12 protein-coding genes are annotated in these 13,214 nt (G+C 47.7%); 5 read left to right on the top strand and 7 right to left on the bottom strand.

Features of this window, described 5'->3' with window-relative positions; translation table 11 throughout:
* Positions 1–22: 22 nt before the first annotated feature.
* Complete coding sequence (locus CEF13_RS04845) at positions 23–1,213, top strand: acyltransferase (protein ID WP_102709675.1); 1,191 nt, start codon at positions 23–25, stop codon at positions 1,211–1,213.
* 182 nt (positions 1,214–1,395) lie between these two features.
* Positions 1,396–2,268 (top strand): VOC family protein, encoded by an 873-nt coding sequence (locus tag CEF13_RS04840; RefSeq protein WP_102709674.1) that lies wholly within the window; start codon positions 1,396–1,398, stop codon positions 2,266–2,268.
* Here CEF13_RS04840 and CEF13_RS04835 read toward each other — a convergent pair.
* A complete protein-coding gene (locus tag CEF13_RS04835) occupies positions 2,265–3,119 on the bottom strand; it encodes a helix-turn-helix transcriptional regulator (protein WP_166742950.1) in 855 nt (284 codons plus the stop codon). The genes CEF13_RS04840 and CEF13_RS04835 overlap by 4 nt on opposite strands.
* Positions 3,120–3,271: 152 nt before the next feature.
* Here CEF13_RS04835 and CEF13_RS04830 point away from each other — a divergent pair, with 152 nt between their 5' ends.
* Positions 3,272–5,326 carry a beta-galactosidase gene (locus CEF13_RS04830; protein ID WP_102709672.1) on the top strand — a complete coding sequence of 685 codons (2,055 nt, stop codon included), beginning with the start codon at positions 3,272–3,274 and terminating at the stop codon, positions 5,324–5,326.
* A 206-nt stretch (positions 5,327–5,532) separates the two neighbouring features.
* On the opposite strand, the gene CEF13_RS04825 is transcribed toward CEF13_RS04830, so the two are convergent.
* The 5 genes from CEF13_RS04825 to CEF13_RS04805 all read right to left on the bottom strand — a co-directional run bounded on the left by CEF13_RS04825 (position 5,533) and on the right by CEF13_RS04805 (position 11,174).
* Entirely contained in the window at positions 5,533–6,579 is a 1,047-nt protein-coding gene (locus CEF13_RS04825) for a cation diffusion facilitator family transporter (RefSeq protein ID WP_102709671.1), read from the bottom strand.
* Positions 6,580–6,741: 162 nt separating this feature from the next.
* Entirely contained in the window at positions 6,742–8,427 is a 1,686-nt protein-coding gene (locus tag CEF13_RS04820; protein WP_102709670.1) for a glycerol-3-phosphate dehydrogenase/oxidase, read from the bottom strand.
* A gap of 155 nt (positions 8,428–8,582) precedes the next feature.
* On the bottom strand, positions 8,583–10,073 hold the full coding sequence (gene glpK / locus CEF13_RS04815) for a glycerol kinase GlpK (RefSeq protein WP_102709669.1): 1,491 nt from the start codon (positions 10,071–10,073) through the stop codon (positions 8,583–8,585).
* Positions 10,074–10,103: 30 nt separating this feature from the next.
* Positions 10,104–10,664 (bottom strand): glycerol-3-phosphate responsive antiterminator, encoded by a 561-nt coding sequence (locus CEF13_RS04810; RefSeq protein ID WP_102709668.1) that lies wholly within the window; start codon positions 10,662–10,664, stop codon positions 10,104–10,106.
* A 144-nt stretch (positions 10,665–10,808) separates the two neighbouring features.
* A complete protein-coding gene (locus tag CEF13_RS04805; protein ID WP_102709667.1) occupies positions 10,809–11,174 on the bottom strand; it encodes an ArsR/SmtB family transcription factor in 366 nt (121 codons plus the stop codon).
* Positions 11,175–11,330: 156 nt separating this feature from the next.
* On the opposite strand from CEF13_RS04805, the gene CEF13_RS28700 reads away from it, so the two are divergent.
* Entirely contained in the window at positions 11,331–11,492 is a 162-nt protein-coding gene (locus CEF13_RS28700; RefSeq protein WP_166742951.1) for a hypothetical protein, read from the top strand.
* 44 nt (positions 11,493–11,536) lie between these two features.
* Positions 11,537–12,181, top strand: a complete 645-nt coding sequence (locus CEF13_RS04800) for a metal-dependent hydrolase (protein WP_102709666.1) — start codon at positions 11,537–11,539, stop codon at positions 12,179–12,181.
* A 74-nt stretch (positions 12,182–12,255) separates the two neighbouring features.
* Here CEF13_RS04800 and CEF13_RS04795 read toward each other — a convergent pair whose 3' ends face one another.
* Positions 12,256–13,212: a GNAT family N-acetyltransferase gene (locus CEF13_RS04795; protein ID WP_102709665.1), complete on the bottom strand. Its 957-nt coding sequence runs from the start codon at positions 13,210–13,212 to the stop codon at positions 12,256–12,258.
* Positions 13,213–13,214: the final 2 nt, after the last annotated feature.

Below are 13,214 nucleotides of genomic sequence, written 5' to 3'. Positions count from 1 at the left end.
CTAATCAAATAAGGGGATTTTAATGAAACCAATTGCAAAAAGACCGTATCTGCCTGAGCTTGAAATCACTAGAGCCTTCGGCATTATGGCGGTCGTTATGATTCATGCTACATCTGCTGCTTATGCAAGATATGATCACCAATCCGCGATATATCCGCTATACGTTTTTTTGAATATTTTCAGTAAATTTGCAGTGCCTGTTTTTATTTTTTTAAGCGGCTTTGTTTTGTTTTACAATTATTACGACAAATCGTTTACAGCGAAAACAATCATTGAATTTTACAAAAAAAGAATAAGCAAAATTGTTATCCCTTTCCTGCTTTTTTCAGTGTTCTATTATAGCTTTACGAAAGTGGCCTCGTATGGTTTTTCTGATATTCAAACATCTATCGGTTATTTTACGAGCAAGCTGTTTCTTAAAGATCTGATCATCGGCAAAACATATACACATCTATATTTCGTCGTCATCATCATTCAGTTTTATGTCATTGCGCCATTCATGCTGTATGCGGTGAAGCGATTCCCTTCTCTTGGCAAGCATATCGTTTGGATCGGCCTTCTCATACAATGGCTATTTATTTTCAAGCTCGCACCTGAGCTTAGTCTTAAGAATCGCGGCAGCTATTGCTTTACTTATATGTTCTATTTTACGACTGGAGCGTTTATCGGTATTTATTATATAAAGCTTGTTCATTGGATCAACATAACCAAACAGAATCGCACGCCTCGAAAAGTATTAGCATGGGTAATACTATGGACGTTATTTATAGCAGCGAGCCTTACCGAGGTCTATGTTTATTATTATTTGCAGCTGCACAAAAAACTTTTATTAAGCGGGAATCAGCTGGAGTTTATTGATGAGCTGCGCTGTGTATTAGCGAGTATTCTACTCATTCAGCTTTCGATTTGGATTTATTCGAAATGGAGCGCATCGATCGTTAAGGTGCTCATTCATCTCGGTGCCTCCTCATTTGCTATTTATCTGATGCATCCTGCCCTGCTGTATCTCTATAGAAGAATGGACTTCAACTCGAAGCCTATAATTTATCATGCTTCAGTAGCCGGCGGATTCGTGCTTGCATTGCTGCTGCCGTGGCTGATTGCAGCCATTTCCTCCAGGCACAAGTGGCACTGGCTCGTATTCGGACCGCTGCCGGCGAAGAAGAAGCCCGTCACGGCTAAAAGCCCGAGCCATTTAAATACAGGAGCATAAACAATCAACAAAGCGTCTCTTTTTGAGACGTTTTTTTGTTTTATTTCATGCTTGTCCGAAAAATGAATCCAAAAAAGTATTGCTCTTCCTCTATTTTGAGTATACTATTAAGAACAAGAATATATTTTAAGTAAGTAATAAACTAAAAGTAAGTAATATTAAATATAAAAGGAGTGACTTCCATGTCATCACGCTTGGATCCACAAACTTCGCTAGGCGAAGTGAAATTAAAAGTGAGTCAATTAGAAAGATCCATACCGTTCTATGAGGATGTAGTCGGATTGAAGCTGCTGATGCATGATGAGGATAAGCATACCGCATCCTTTACGGCTGACGGTCACTCTGTTCTGCTCATACTAGAGGAAATTCCGAATGCGGTTGTACCGCAAAGAAGAGCCCATGCAGGATTATACCATTTTGCTTTATTGCTTCCGGATCGCCTAGCTCTATCCCTTTCGCTTAGAAATTTGATTTCCACGGGCATCCATATCGGGCAAGCCGATCATCTGGTCAGTGAGGCGCTCTACATCGCGGACCCAGACAATAACGGCATTGAAATCTATGCAGACCGTCCACGGGATCAGTGGAAGCGTGATGCTGAAGGCAGCTATGTGATGGCTACTGATCCGCTTGATTGGGAAAGCCTGCTTGCTCTAAGTGAAGGCGTAGAGTGGAACGGCATGCTTCCGGGCACAATCATGGGCCATATCCATTTGCATGTTGGTGATCTGAGGCAATCTCGTGCTTTCTATGAAGGAAAGCTCGGATTTGATGTGGTAGGCGATTATGCCCAAATGTCAGCCGTATTCGTGTCTGCCGGCGGGTACCATCATCATATGGGGATGAATATTTGGGCAGGAGCAGGCGCTGCTTTGCCATCCGACAATACAGTAGGGCTTGCCTATTTCACTATTATGTTTCCAAATGCTGAAGCGCGTGAAACGATTCTGAACCAGCTGCGAAGATCAGGTGTTGCTATCCATGAGCAAGCGAATGCGATAGTTGTTCATGATCCGTCGGGTATTGCCATACATCTGGCTGTCCAAGCAGACTAATATAGCTTTGCGTTCTGTCCGTATATGTTTCGGTACATCTTCGGAGACAGGCCTTCCGCTGATCGGAACACGCGAATAAAATAACTGGGTTGAGCGAAGCCGCATCTCGCCGCAACCTCAGTCACGGTTAATGCCGTTGTCGCAAGCAGCAGCTTGGCTGCTGCGATTCGGCATTCTGTGACATAATGATTTGGGGTCTTGCCCATAACCTGCTGAAACAGCCTCAGAAAATGATAGTTGCTGTAGCCCGAAAGTGCCGCCATACGCTCCAAGCTCCATGCTTCCTCGCATTTATGCCGAATTTGATCGGCAGCTGCACGAATCGCATTCTGCTTCTCCAAAGCCGAAGAGCCCTCCAGACGTTCCGTATTTTGTTTCAATTGCGCTAATATTTCGTACAACAATGCAGATAATCGCGGTTCATTACTCGTCTCAAAAGGATGACACAGCGCATACATCTCCTCCATCAGCTCTTTAAAGCGTTCCCCATTGGAATAGGTAAACAACCATCCACCGAAATCATCAGCCTCACGAAGCATTGGCAGCGGTATTTGCGTATCGAAATGGATCCACCGTACGTCCCAAGGATCGTCAGTGCTTGAGCCATACTGCTGGAAGGCATGCTTAGGAAACAAGAAGCCGTCCCCAGCCTGCAGCTGCAGTCTTTCCCCTCCAATCCCATTAATAACATACCCGCTTCCGCTGAATATGAAATGCAAATTATAATGCTTCAACTGCCCCTGCTCTCTTCGTTCAGCATGCTGGGGAAACTGTTTATATCGACCTACTAAATCAGGGTAGCATACATACTCGGAAAATGAAGGCTTCGGAACAATATAGTGCTGATACATGGTATTCCCCCTCATGAATGAAGTTCGCAATATTGTATCATAAATAGCAGGATATTGTCATTTACGCAGCAGATAATTGATTTTACAATAAATAATGAATGTTAGGATTAGCAATATAATTGTATTCTATTCTTGATTGGGAGGGTTAAACCATGAAGCACAACGATGCCTTGAATCAATTCCGCCTTGGCGTTTGTTATTATCCTGAGCACTGGCCAGAGAGTCTATGGGAGGACGACTACCGCCGCATGAAGGAGCTTGGCTTCTCCATTGTTCGCGTAGCAGAATTCGCTTGGTCCATGTTTGAACCGGAGGAAGGCGTATTCTCATTTGAGCTGTTTGACCGTGCTCTTGAACTTGCACACAAGCACGACCTAAAGGTCATTCTTGGCACTCCTACTGCAACACCTCCGGCTTGGCTAACCCATCGCTACCCTGAGGTGCTGAATGTTACTCAGGACGGCGTGACGCTGCATCACGGCCTGCGCCGTCATTATAACTACAGCAGTTCGAAATATCGTGAGCTATCTGCCATCATTACACGCAAGATGGCTGAGCATTATAAGAATCATCCAGCTGTTGTCGGCTGGCAAATCGATAATGAATTCAACTGTGAAATTAGCGAATTTTACGCTTCGGCGGATCATGACGCATTCCGTGAATGGACGAAAGCGAAATACGGTACGCTGGATAAGCTGAATGAGGCATGGGGCACTGTTTTCTGGAGCCAGACGTATTCCGACTGGGAGCAGGTTTATTTGCCGCGTCCGACTCCAGCTCACAAACAACCGAATCCGCATCAAGCGCTTGACGAGAAACGTTTCATTTCCGACAATACGATTTCCTATGCGAAGGTACAGGCCGATATTTTGCGCGAGGTCGCTCCCCATCACTGGGTAACAACAAACGGTTTATTCGGGCATCTGGACAGCCACCGCATGCAGGATGATCTGCTCGACTTTTTCAGCTATGATTCCTATCCGCAGTTCTCGACGATTCATTACGATAAAAGCGAACAAAATCCGCTTGCCGACAGAGGCTGGAGCCAGACGCTCGGCGCCGTGCGCTCCATCTCGCCAAACTTCTGCATTATGGAGCAGCAAGCAGGACCGGGCGGTTGGGTGAACCGAATGGATATGCCTTCACCAAAACCAGGCCAAATGCGGCTGTGGACTTATCAATCCATCGCTCACGGCGCCAACATGGTCGTATACTTCCGCTGGCGGACAGCAACCTTCGGCAATGAAATCTACTGGCATGGCATCAATGATTACCATAACCAGCCGAACCGCCGAGTACGCGAGGCGGGACAAATTGGCGGAGAGCTTGCGCATGCGGGCAGCCGGATCGCTCCGACGAAATTCAAAGCAGATATCGCGCTGCTTCGCGATTATGATAATGAATGGGACGGGGAATACGATGTGTGGCATGGTCCATTCTCGTGGCAAAGCGGTAAAGCGTGGTACAAGGCGCTCACACGCCGCCATATCCCGAGCGATACCATTTATATTCGCAGCGGCACGACGATTGAAGATCTTCGCCGCTATAAGGTGCTCGTTTATCCGCATCCAGCTATTATGCGCGATGAGACAGCTGCCCTTCTGGAGCAATATACGCGTGAAGGCGGAATTATTATATTCGGCTGCCGCACAGGCTATAAAGATGAGCGCGGCCACTGCTACATGCGGCCATTCCCAGGAGCTGCGGCTGGGTTATGCGGTATTTCCGTCGAGGAATTCACGATGGTTAAGGGTACACGCCCAGAAACCTTTATGAAGTGGAGCAGCGGTGAGGAAGCATTGACCGGAGCAGATGCTTTCAATGATGTGCTTCAGGTCGAGGATGACTCCGTTGAAGTCATGGCCCGCTACGCATCCGACTATTATGCCGGTAAGCCCGCCGTTACGAAGAATGTATTCGGCCAAGGCGAGGCATGGTACTTCGGCGCTGTATTCAATGAAGCCTCGGCTTTGCAAATCATCGAACGACTGGGGCTCGTATCGCCAGCGGCAGATTGGCTGACGCTGACTCCAGACGTTGAGCTTGCGATCCGCGAGGATGCGGAAGGACCGCTCTACTTCTTGCTCAACTACAGTGAACAACCCGCATTCATAACGATCAGCGAAGAGAAAACCGATCTCCTCACCGGTCAAACGATGAGCGGCAGCGTAACCCTCGATGGCTACGGCGTAATGGTGTTAAACTAATTCGATAGGCAAAGCCCCGAGCTGACTGAATCAGCTCGGGGCTTTTGTTTGGATGTTCGCACATTTCGCACATTTCGCACATTTCGCACATTTCGCATGTTTCGCCCATTTGGCTTTCTCGCGCTATTCTTAGGTAATAGAGCTAATTTCTAGCTCTATTCTCTTCAAACTAACCAATATCTTCTAAATAGAGCTAGTTTCTAGCTCTATTCCCTCGCATTCCGCAAAGCCGAAAAGCTCTTCACACTTTGATGCACCCTACACCTTAAACACAGGAGCTGCAGCTGAGACTTCTCAATCTGAAGCGTTGTATGTTCGATATGAAATTTGTCCGCAATGAGCTGAATCGCTTCCTGCAGAATAGTCTGGCAGTCCGCCTCATCCTCAACGATAAGATGACTGCTTAATGAATGAAGCCCTGACGTAATGGTCCAGACATGAAGATCATGCACTTCTTTAACGCCTTGGATGTGCAGTAAAGCCGTCGTCACTTGTTCAACGTTAACTGATGCAGGTGTTCCCTCCATTAAAATATGAACTGTTGATTGGATAATTCCCCATGCGCTTCGCAATATGAGCAACGCTACGACCACGCTTATTATAGGATCGGCCATATACCAAGAAAACAAGGACATTAACAGTCCGGCAATAATCGCGCCAACCGAGCCTATCGCATCGCCGATTACATGCAAATATGCGCTGCGGACATTGAGATTGTCTTTCACATCGCCATTCCGCATAAGAAACCATGCGCTCGCTAGATTAGTCAATAAGCCTATAATAGCAATAATCATCATGGTGCCGCTTGCTACGACTGGCGGTTCACCAAACCGCTTGATCGCCTCGGCGATAATGAAAGCCGCTATGACAAACAGCGTAATTCCATTCAATAATGCAGCCAATACTTCAAAACGGTGGAAACCATAGGTCCGCTTAGGTGAAGAAGCGCGAACTGCGAACCACATAGCTGCTAAGCTTAATGCAAGCGCCGCTGTATCACTGAGCATATGCCCCGAATCGGCCAGCAAAGCTAATGAATGAGTCAGCAAGCCTCCAGCGAACTCCAAAAACATAATGCCACCTGTGATGATCAGTGCGATAAGTAATCCCGCTTTATTATTGGGCCCATGATGATGTCCAAGATGATCGTCATGGCTATGTGAATGTCCGTGGTGGTCGTGAATTAAACTCGATTGGCTATCCGATTGTTTTTCGTATTTCTTTTGCTTAATCTGATCCGTTGTTCTACTCATCATGCTCTCCTCCGATAATCAATAACATATGAATACTTGCTCATATGTTAATTATATATTGATCCTATCGTTCCTGCAACTTTATATATTTTCAGCTAGCCGTTAGATTTGATATACCAGGTCAAAAAAAATAAGGCGCATCTCTGCACCTCATAAGTTATTTCATCTTTCCAGCGGCTTGACTGCTTCGCTGAGCTTAAGCTCCAGTTCTGCAATATACTCAGCACGCTGCTTCTCGCTCCAGCCAAGCTGATTAGACATAGCGGCGATCACAGCTGCTTTCCATTTCTGCACGTTAGCAATACGGAAAAACAAGTCCCCTGTTCGACGAATAAAGAAATCAGCAGGCTTTACTGTCATCTCCGCTTCCATGGAATACCGAAGCTGCACGGCAAGCACCAGCGGCAGTTCGAAGGAAGCTGCCCATTCTGCCGTGCTCCCTGCCAGCGCAAAGATCTGATCTACGTTAGAGCCGTAGCGTTTGGCAAGAAAGGCAGATTCCTCTTTCGTGAAGCTGAAATGAACACCTTCGGCCGTTTTCTTGCTTACGAATGCCGCGAAATGCTGAGACCCACCAAGTTCCCCTCCCGACATCGGCAGCGTTTTGGTTGAACTAGCGCCATAACCGCCGCTCCTTGCTGTATCGTCAAGTAATTCAACAACTTTGTCCACGACGGTTTCTGCCATTTTACGATAACCGGTCAGCTTGCCGCCTGCAATGGAAATTAAGCCGGATTGCGACACAAATATTTCGTCTCGACGTGAAATTTCGGAAGGCGACTTTCCTTCCTGCTGAATAAGCGGTCGAAGTCCTGCCCAGCTTGATTCCACATCCGCCTCCGTAAGCTTCAGCTTAGGAAACATAAAGTTAACCGCATTCAGCAAATAGGTACGATCCTCCATGGTCATGACAGGATTAACGGTATCGCCCTTGTAATTCGTATCCGTTGTTCCGAAATATGCCTTCCCTTCCCGCGGTATCGCGAACACCATGCGCCCATCCGGCGTATCGAAATAGACGGCTTGCCGCAGAGGAAAACGGCTCTGATCGAATACAAGGTGAACACCCTTTGTTAATCGCAGCGTTTTTCCTTTTTTGGAGCCATCCATTTCGCGTAGCTCATCTACCCACGGACCCGTTGCGTTAATGACCTTGGAAGCTGTAATATCAAATTCCATCCCGCTAATCGTATCCCTTACCAAAGCTCCTGTAATCTTGCCATCCGGATCGTAGCGGAGTGTTTCCACCTTCGCATAATTCACTGCGAGAGCCCCCGTCTCCACCGCTTTCTTCATCACTTCAATTGTGAGTCTCGCGTCATCCGTTCGGTATTCCACATAATAGCCGCCGCCCTTGATGCCTTTCTGCTTCAGAAGAGGCTCCTTCGCTAACGTGTCCGCTGCACTCAACATTTGGCGTCGCTCGCCTCTCTTCACACCCGCCAGAAAATCATATACACGCAGGCCGATGGAGGTCGAGAATTTGCCAAACGTCCCGCCTTTATATAGAGGCAGCAGCATCCATTCCGGTGTCGTCACATGTGGTCCATTCTCGTATACAATTGCCCGCTCCTTGCCAACCTCTGCAACAACTCCGATTTCCAGCTGTTTCAGATAACGCAGTCCCCCGTGCACCAGCTTCGTTGAACGACTTGATGTTCCCCCAGCGAAATCCTGCATTTCCACCAGTCCAACCTTTAATCCGCGCGCTGCTGCATCGAGTGCAATGCCGGCTCCCGTGATACCGCCTCCGATAACAAGTATATCGATAGATGAATCCTTCATTTTCGTAAGCAGCTCGATACGGTTTTGTGAAGCAAATGCATCTTTTCTTCGTTCAGTGTTCATCTTATGTCCAGCCTCCCAGCTGTTATATTTACTATTGTTGGTATAGCAAAAAAAACCACTCAAACCGCTTCCTCCCCAATAAAGGGGTCAGAAGCGGTTCTCGTGGTTTCTCCAAATCTCCAACCGAATATTAACTTGTCGTTATTATAACATAATTAGTGCGCGAAAGCCATCGCTGCTTTAACCGCACGATGCCATCCATTGTATAGCTCATCTCGTTTCTCTTCCTCCATGGTCGGCGTGAAGACGCGGTCTACCTTGCGCAGGTTCGCAAGCTCATCACGGCTTTCCCAGAAGCCAACCGCAAGCCCTGCAAGGAACGCTGCCCCAAGCGCTGTCGACTCGTTCACAACAGGTCTTTCTACGGGTACGCCGAGCAGGTCGCTTTGGAACTGCATAAGCAAATTGTTAGCAACCGCACCCCCATCTACCGATAACGATTGCAGCGGCAAGCCTGATTCCTCTTCCATGACGGACAGCACATCCTTTGTCTGATACGCCAGCGATTCCAGCGTCGCGCGGACAATATGCGCCTTGGATGTTCCTCTCGTAAGACCGAAGACCGCACCGCGAACATCGCTGTTCCAATAAGGCGTTCCTAAACCAACGAAAGCCGGTACTGCATATACACCCTCCGTGGATTCGATTTGTGCAGCTAGCGTTTCGGATTCAGCGGCGGTTTTGATCAGTTCAAGCCCATCTCGCAGCCATTGGATGGCAGCACCTGCTACAAACACGCTGCCCTCGAGCGCATATTCAAGCTTGCCGTCCACCTCCCAAGCTATCGTAGTAAGCAGCCCCTTCTCCGATACGATCGCATTCGTTCCCGTATTCATGAGCATAAAGCAGCCGGTGCCATACGTATTCTTGGTATCGCCTTCTTGGAATGCATTCTGGCCAAAAAGTGCCGCTTGCTGGTCTCCTGCCGCTCCCGCTACCGGTATTTCACAGCCGAATAATTTCTCTTCAACCTTACCATATACCTCGGATGAAGAACGAACCTCTGGCAGCATGCAGCGGGGAATGTTTAAAATACGCAGCAGCTCATCATCCCAACACCGTTCATGAATATTGAACATGAGCGTCCGTGATGCATTGGTCACATCCGTAACATGAACGCTTCCGCCAGTCAGCTTCCAGATCAGCCATGTATCAATCGTTCCGAACAGCAGCTCGCCCTTCTCTGCTCTTTCCCTTGCTCCGTCAACATGCTCCAGCAGCCAGTTGAGCTTCGTCCCCGAGAAATAGGCATCGACAAGCAGGCCTGTGCGTTCATGAAAGATTTGTCCATAGCCTTCCTTCTTCAGGCGCTCGCAAATATCCGTCGTTTGGCGAGATTGCCAAACAATCGCGCTATAAATCGGCTCGCCAGTCGCCTTATCCCATACTACTGTCGTTTCACGCTGATTTGTAATACCGATTCCGGCAATCTGCTCTGCGGCTGCTCCTGTTTTGGCGAGAAGCTCCGCTATAACACTCTTCGTGGATTCCCAAATAAACAACGCATCCGTTTCCACCCAGCCAGGATGCGGATATTGAAGTGGAAGCTCCTCGCTCGTCATATTGATAATTACGCCGCTGCGATCGATCAGCAGTGCACGCGTGCTTGTTGTCCCTTGATCCAATGCCAATATGTAGGTTTCCATCCTATCACCCCTTCTTCTGTGCTGCAGCTGCTAAATCGTTGCTTTCCATAATTCCTTCCGCGAGGTCGTTATAGCAGAAGCCCCAGCCTCAAGCGCCTGTCTAATATGCTCCTGCGTCCTAATCAGTCCTCCTGCAATAATCGGGATGCCGCTGCGCTCCTTCACTTCCTGAATGATGTCAGGGATAACGCCCGGAAGCACCTCAATATAATCGGGACGATACTTATCCAGCAGTGAATAGCTTCGTTCTAGCGCATCCGAGTCAATCAGAAATAACCTTTGAATGGCGATCAGCCCGTTCTGCTTCGTACGGCTGATAACGCTTGCACGAGTAGATATAATTCCAGCCGGCTGAATCGATTGACAGAGAAATTCGGCTGCGGATTCATCATTTTTCAGACCGTCGATTAGATCAGCGTGCAGCAGCACCTTCTTCTCATGCTGCTTGGCTAGATCAACTATCGATTTCAACTGTCCCAAATGGCCTCCCAGCAGCACCATGTATGAATAAGGAGAGGCAAGAACAGCTTCTACATCCTTCAGCTTATGCACGGCAGGCAGTATACGCTGACCGTTCAGCAATAATGACATGCTCGCCACCTCCATGCGTATAATAACAGTCAATCTCAATATGCCAGATTTCCTGATCCTTGACAATAGAATAGCCTAACAGCTCTACGAAAAAGAAAGCTATCCCGCGGTCTGAGACCTTATAGGATAGCTTTCGTTTCCTTATTATTCATGCTTGAGATGCTGCAGCGTCAGCATGAAAATTTGCTCTACATGATCATCGTCAAGCGAATAAAATACGGTTTTTCCGACCTTTCTTCGCTTTACAATTCGCATATTCCGCAGCAGTCGCAGCTGATGAGAGATAGCAGATTGTCCCATTGCGAGCACTTGCGTCAGATCGTGCACGCACAGCTCCGATTGCACGAGTGCATGTATCATCTTCACTCGCGTAGGATCGCCAAGCGCCTTGAACAAATCCGCTAATTCAACTGCGGTTGATTCATTAATTAAATGGCTTTTTACATTCTCTATGTTTGCGTCTGTGCCCCCGCATGTATCAGCACAGGTTGCAGCAACGTGATTATCCATGATCATCCCACCAGATCTATTTGTCCTAAAGCACATTATAGCATGATTTTACAGTGTTCGCTTCCCATGCCAAGGCTGTATCCTCTATAATTATAAAAAAAGCACTGCCAGCTCGCATCCACAGGAAGGAGCAGGCACAAAAGGTTGTGAGTCAACATGTTTACTTTAAAGGAAAAGCTCTACCTGCTTCAATTGCTCAAGAAACAAAATCGCAAACGAATATTCAGCTTTGGCAAAAAAGATCCTTCGCACGACCGCCTAGTAGAGAAGCTGGAGCAAATGGTTCGCAATGAGCAGGTGAACCGAGAACAACTATAAGCGGCATTCTAACTTTACTCGCACATCCAGACACAGGAGGAATTATGACAGGAAAGACTCATCTCGCAATTGGAGTGGCTGTTGGCGCAGCCGCTTCTATCTATTACCCATTCACTTTCCAAAATGCTGCTTTCTATATAACAGTAGCAGGCTTTTCCGCATTAAGCGCCGATCTTGACGGTCCAAGCATGCTTAGCAGCAAGCTAGGCAAATTGTCCAAGCTCATACGAGAGTTTACATTATGGATTGGCCTTCTTCTCGCAGGCATGATTGTGTATGCCTTCTTTATGGAAAAATCACTTTCACCGATTTACATAGGCGCTGCCGCAGCTGTATTCCTGCTTGGTCTCGTTGCCAAGCAAGGCGTAATCCGAAATATACTCGTCAGCGTTGTTGGCCTTTTGGTTATGTATGCCGGATATACCTATGGGATGAATTGGCTTATCGGTTTTGGCTTATTTGTAGGTTGGGCACCATGGCTGAAGCATCGCGGCATGACACATACGATCTGGGCTGTTCCAATCTGGGGCGCTATTGCGTTAGGTCTCGAAAACCAAATCAAGGTGGATGGTATAGCAACAGTCGCTATGCTAGGTTACTTTTCTCATCTTGCAGCTGATACATTAACGCCAAGCGGCGTGAAATGGCTGTATCCTTTGACAAAGAAATCATTTAAGATTCGTCTTTAATATACTCCCCAAACCAAAAAGCAGTACGCCGCGGCGTACTGCTTTTTGGTTGCCATACCGATGAGTTAAACAGTTTAGACCGAACAAATCATTTGATAATAACCCGGAACAGGCTTGTATCCAAGCTTTCGATTGATCGTTAGCATCGGAATATTCAATGAGTCGTTATTGGTCCGAATATATCGGAAGCCTCTACGACGCGCCTCTTCAATGGATCTTATTTTGAGCGCTAAAGCAATCCCTTGGCCGCGGTATGCCGCATCCACGCAGGTATAATCATTGTATACGCTCTGTGAATCCTCAAAGACCATCAGCTCCACCGCGCCTACAATGCGCTCTTCATCAAGTGCCAGCAATACTAGCGAGCTATCAAAGTCGGTCCGATCTACTTTTCGCTTGCGCCATTCGCTGTACCACATGTATTCTCCCTCGAAACCAGGGATATCCGGATGAGTCGTGCGATACAGCTCGAATAATTGCCGCTCAATTTCCTCACCTGGCAGGTCAGTCAAGGCAGCGAATCGGATTCGGCTATTCGTGGGGCGAGACAACTGCTCTATTCCAGCAGATGCAGGCTCAGCAAGCTCAATGACGGATTCGAACAAATGCCGCTCCGTTTTGAATTCACGAGCAGCAGCGAATGCTACCGATTCCGGCTCATCGTCACGAACCTCGCAAAAGATTCGATTAGCTCTCACTTCATGCGTGTAAGCCATAAGCGCTTCAAACATTTCTTGTCCCGTACCACGCCCCCGCTGCTGAGCATCTACAATGATCTGCTCATACAACACGCCTGGAGGCGACCAAGGGGCTCGCCAAGCATGACCATAGCCCACAATCTGTCCCTCGCTGTTCTCAGCAATCAAGCGTACGCGATCATGTCCTGTTAATCGATCATTCTCGTCCCGGCTAAGCGAGCCTTTTGCCGGAATAAGGGCGTCCTCCTCCATCATCTTCTGGACGGTTACCGCTTCCGAGTAGTGGCCGCTCATGATCCGTGCAACAGTTTCATAATCATCAGGCACCAGCATAT

The organism is Paenibacillus castaneae (genome assembly GCF_002884445.1).
GTDB classification, from domain to species: Bacteria; Bacillota; Bacilli; order Paenibacillales; family Paenibacillaceae; genus Pristimantibacillus; species Pristimantibacillus castaneae.
Note: the sequence above shows the minus strand (reverse complement) of the source record. Positions and strands in the feature narration are given on the sequence as shown.

What these genes read in the sequence shown, in the direction of transcription:
- CEF13_RS04845 (WP_102709675.1), top strand. Translation starts at nt 23, where the DNA reads ATGAAACCAATTGCAAAAAGACCGTATCTGCCTGAGCTTGAAATCACT.
- CEF13_RS04840 (WP_102709674.1), top strand. Translation starts at nt 1,396, where the DNA reads ATGTCATCACGCTTGGATCCACAAACTTCGCTAGGCGAAGTGAAATTA.
- CEF13_RS04835 (WP_166742950.1), bottom strand. Translation starts at nt 3,119, where the DNA reads ATGTATCAGCACTATATTGTTCCGAAGCCTTCATTTTCCGAGTATGTA.
- CEF13_RS04830 (WP_102709672.1), top strand. Translation starts at nt 3,272, where the DNA reads ATGAAGCACAACGATGCCTTGAATCAATTCCGCCTTGGCGTTTGTTAT.
- CEF13_RS04825 (WP_102709671.1), bottom strand. Translation starts at nt 6,579, where the DNA reads ATGAGTAGAACAACGGATCAGATTAAGCAAAAGAAATACGAAAAACAA.
- CEF13_RS04820 (WP_102709670.1), bottom strand. Translation starts at nt 8,427, where the DNA reads ATGAACACTGAACGAAGAAAAGATGCATTTGCTTCACAAAACCGTATC.
- glpK (WP_102709669.1), bottom strand. Translation starts at nt 10,073, where the DNA reads ATGGAAACCTACATATTGGCATTGGATCAAGGGACAACAAGCACGCGT.
- CEF13_RS04810 (WP_102709668.1), bottom strand. Translation starts at nt 10,664, where the DNA reads ATGTCATTATTGCTGAACGGTCAGCGTATACTGCCTGCCGTGCATAAG.
- CEF13_RS04805 (WP_102709667.1), bottom strand. Translation starts at nt 11,174, where the DNA reads ATGGATAATCACGTTGCTGCAACCTGTGCTGATACATGCGGGGGCACA.
- CEF13_RS28700 (WP_166742951.1), top strand. Translation starts at nt 11,331, where the DNA reads ATGTTTACTTTAAAGGAAAAGCTCTACCTGCTTCAATTGCTCAAGAAA.
- CEF13_RS04800 (WP_102709666.1), top strand. Translation starts at nt 11,537, where the DNA reads ATGACAGGAAAGACTCATCTCGCAATTGGAGTGGCTGTTGGCGCAGCC.
- CEF13_RS04795 (WP_102709665.1), bottom strand. Translation starts at nt 13,212, where the DNA reads ATGCTGGTGCCTGATGATTATGAAACTGTTGCACGGATCATGAGCGGC.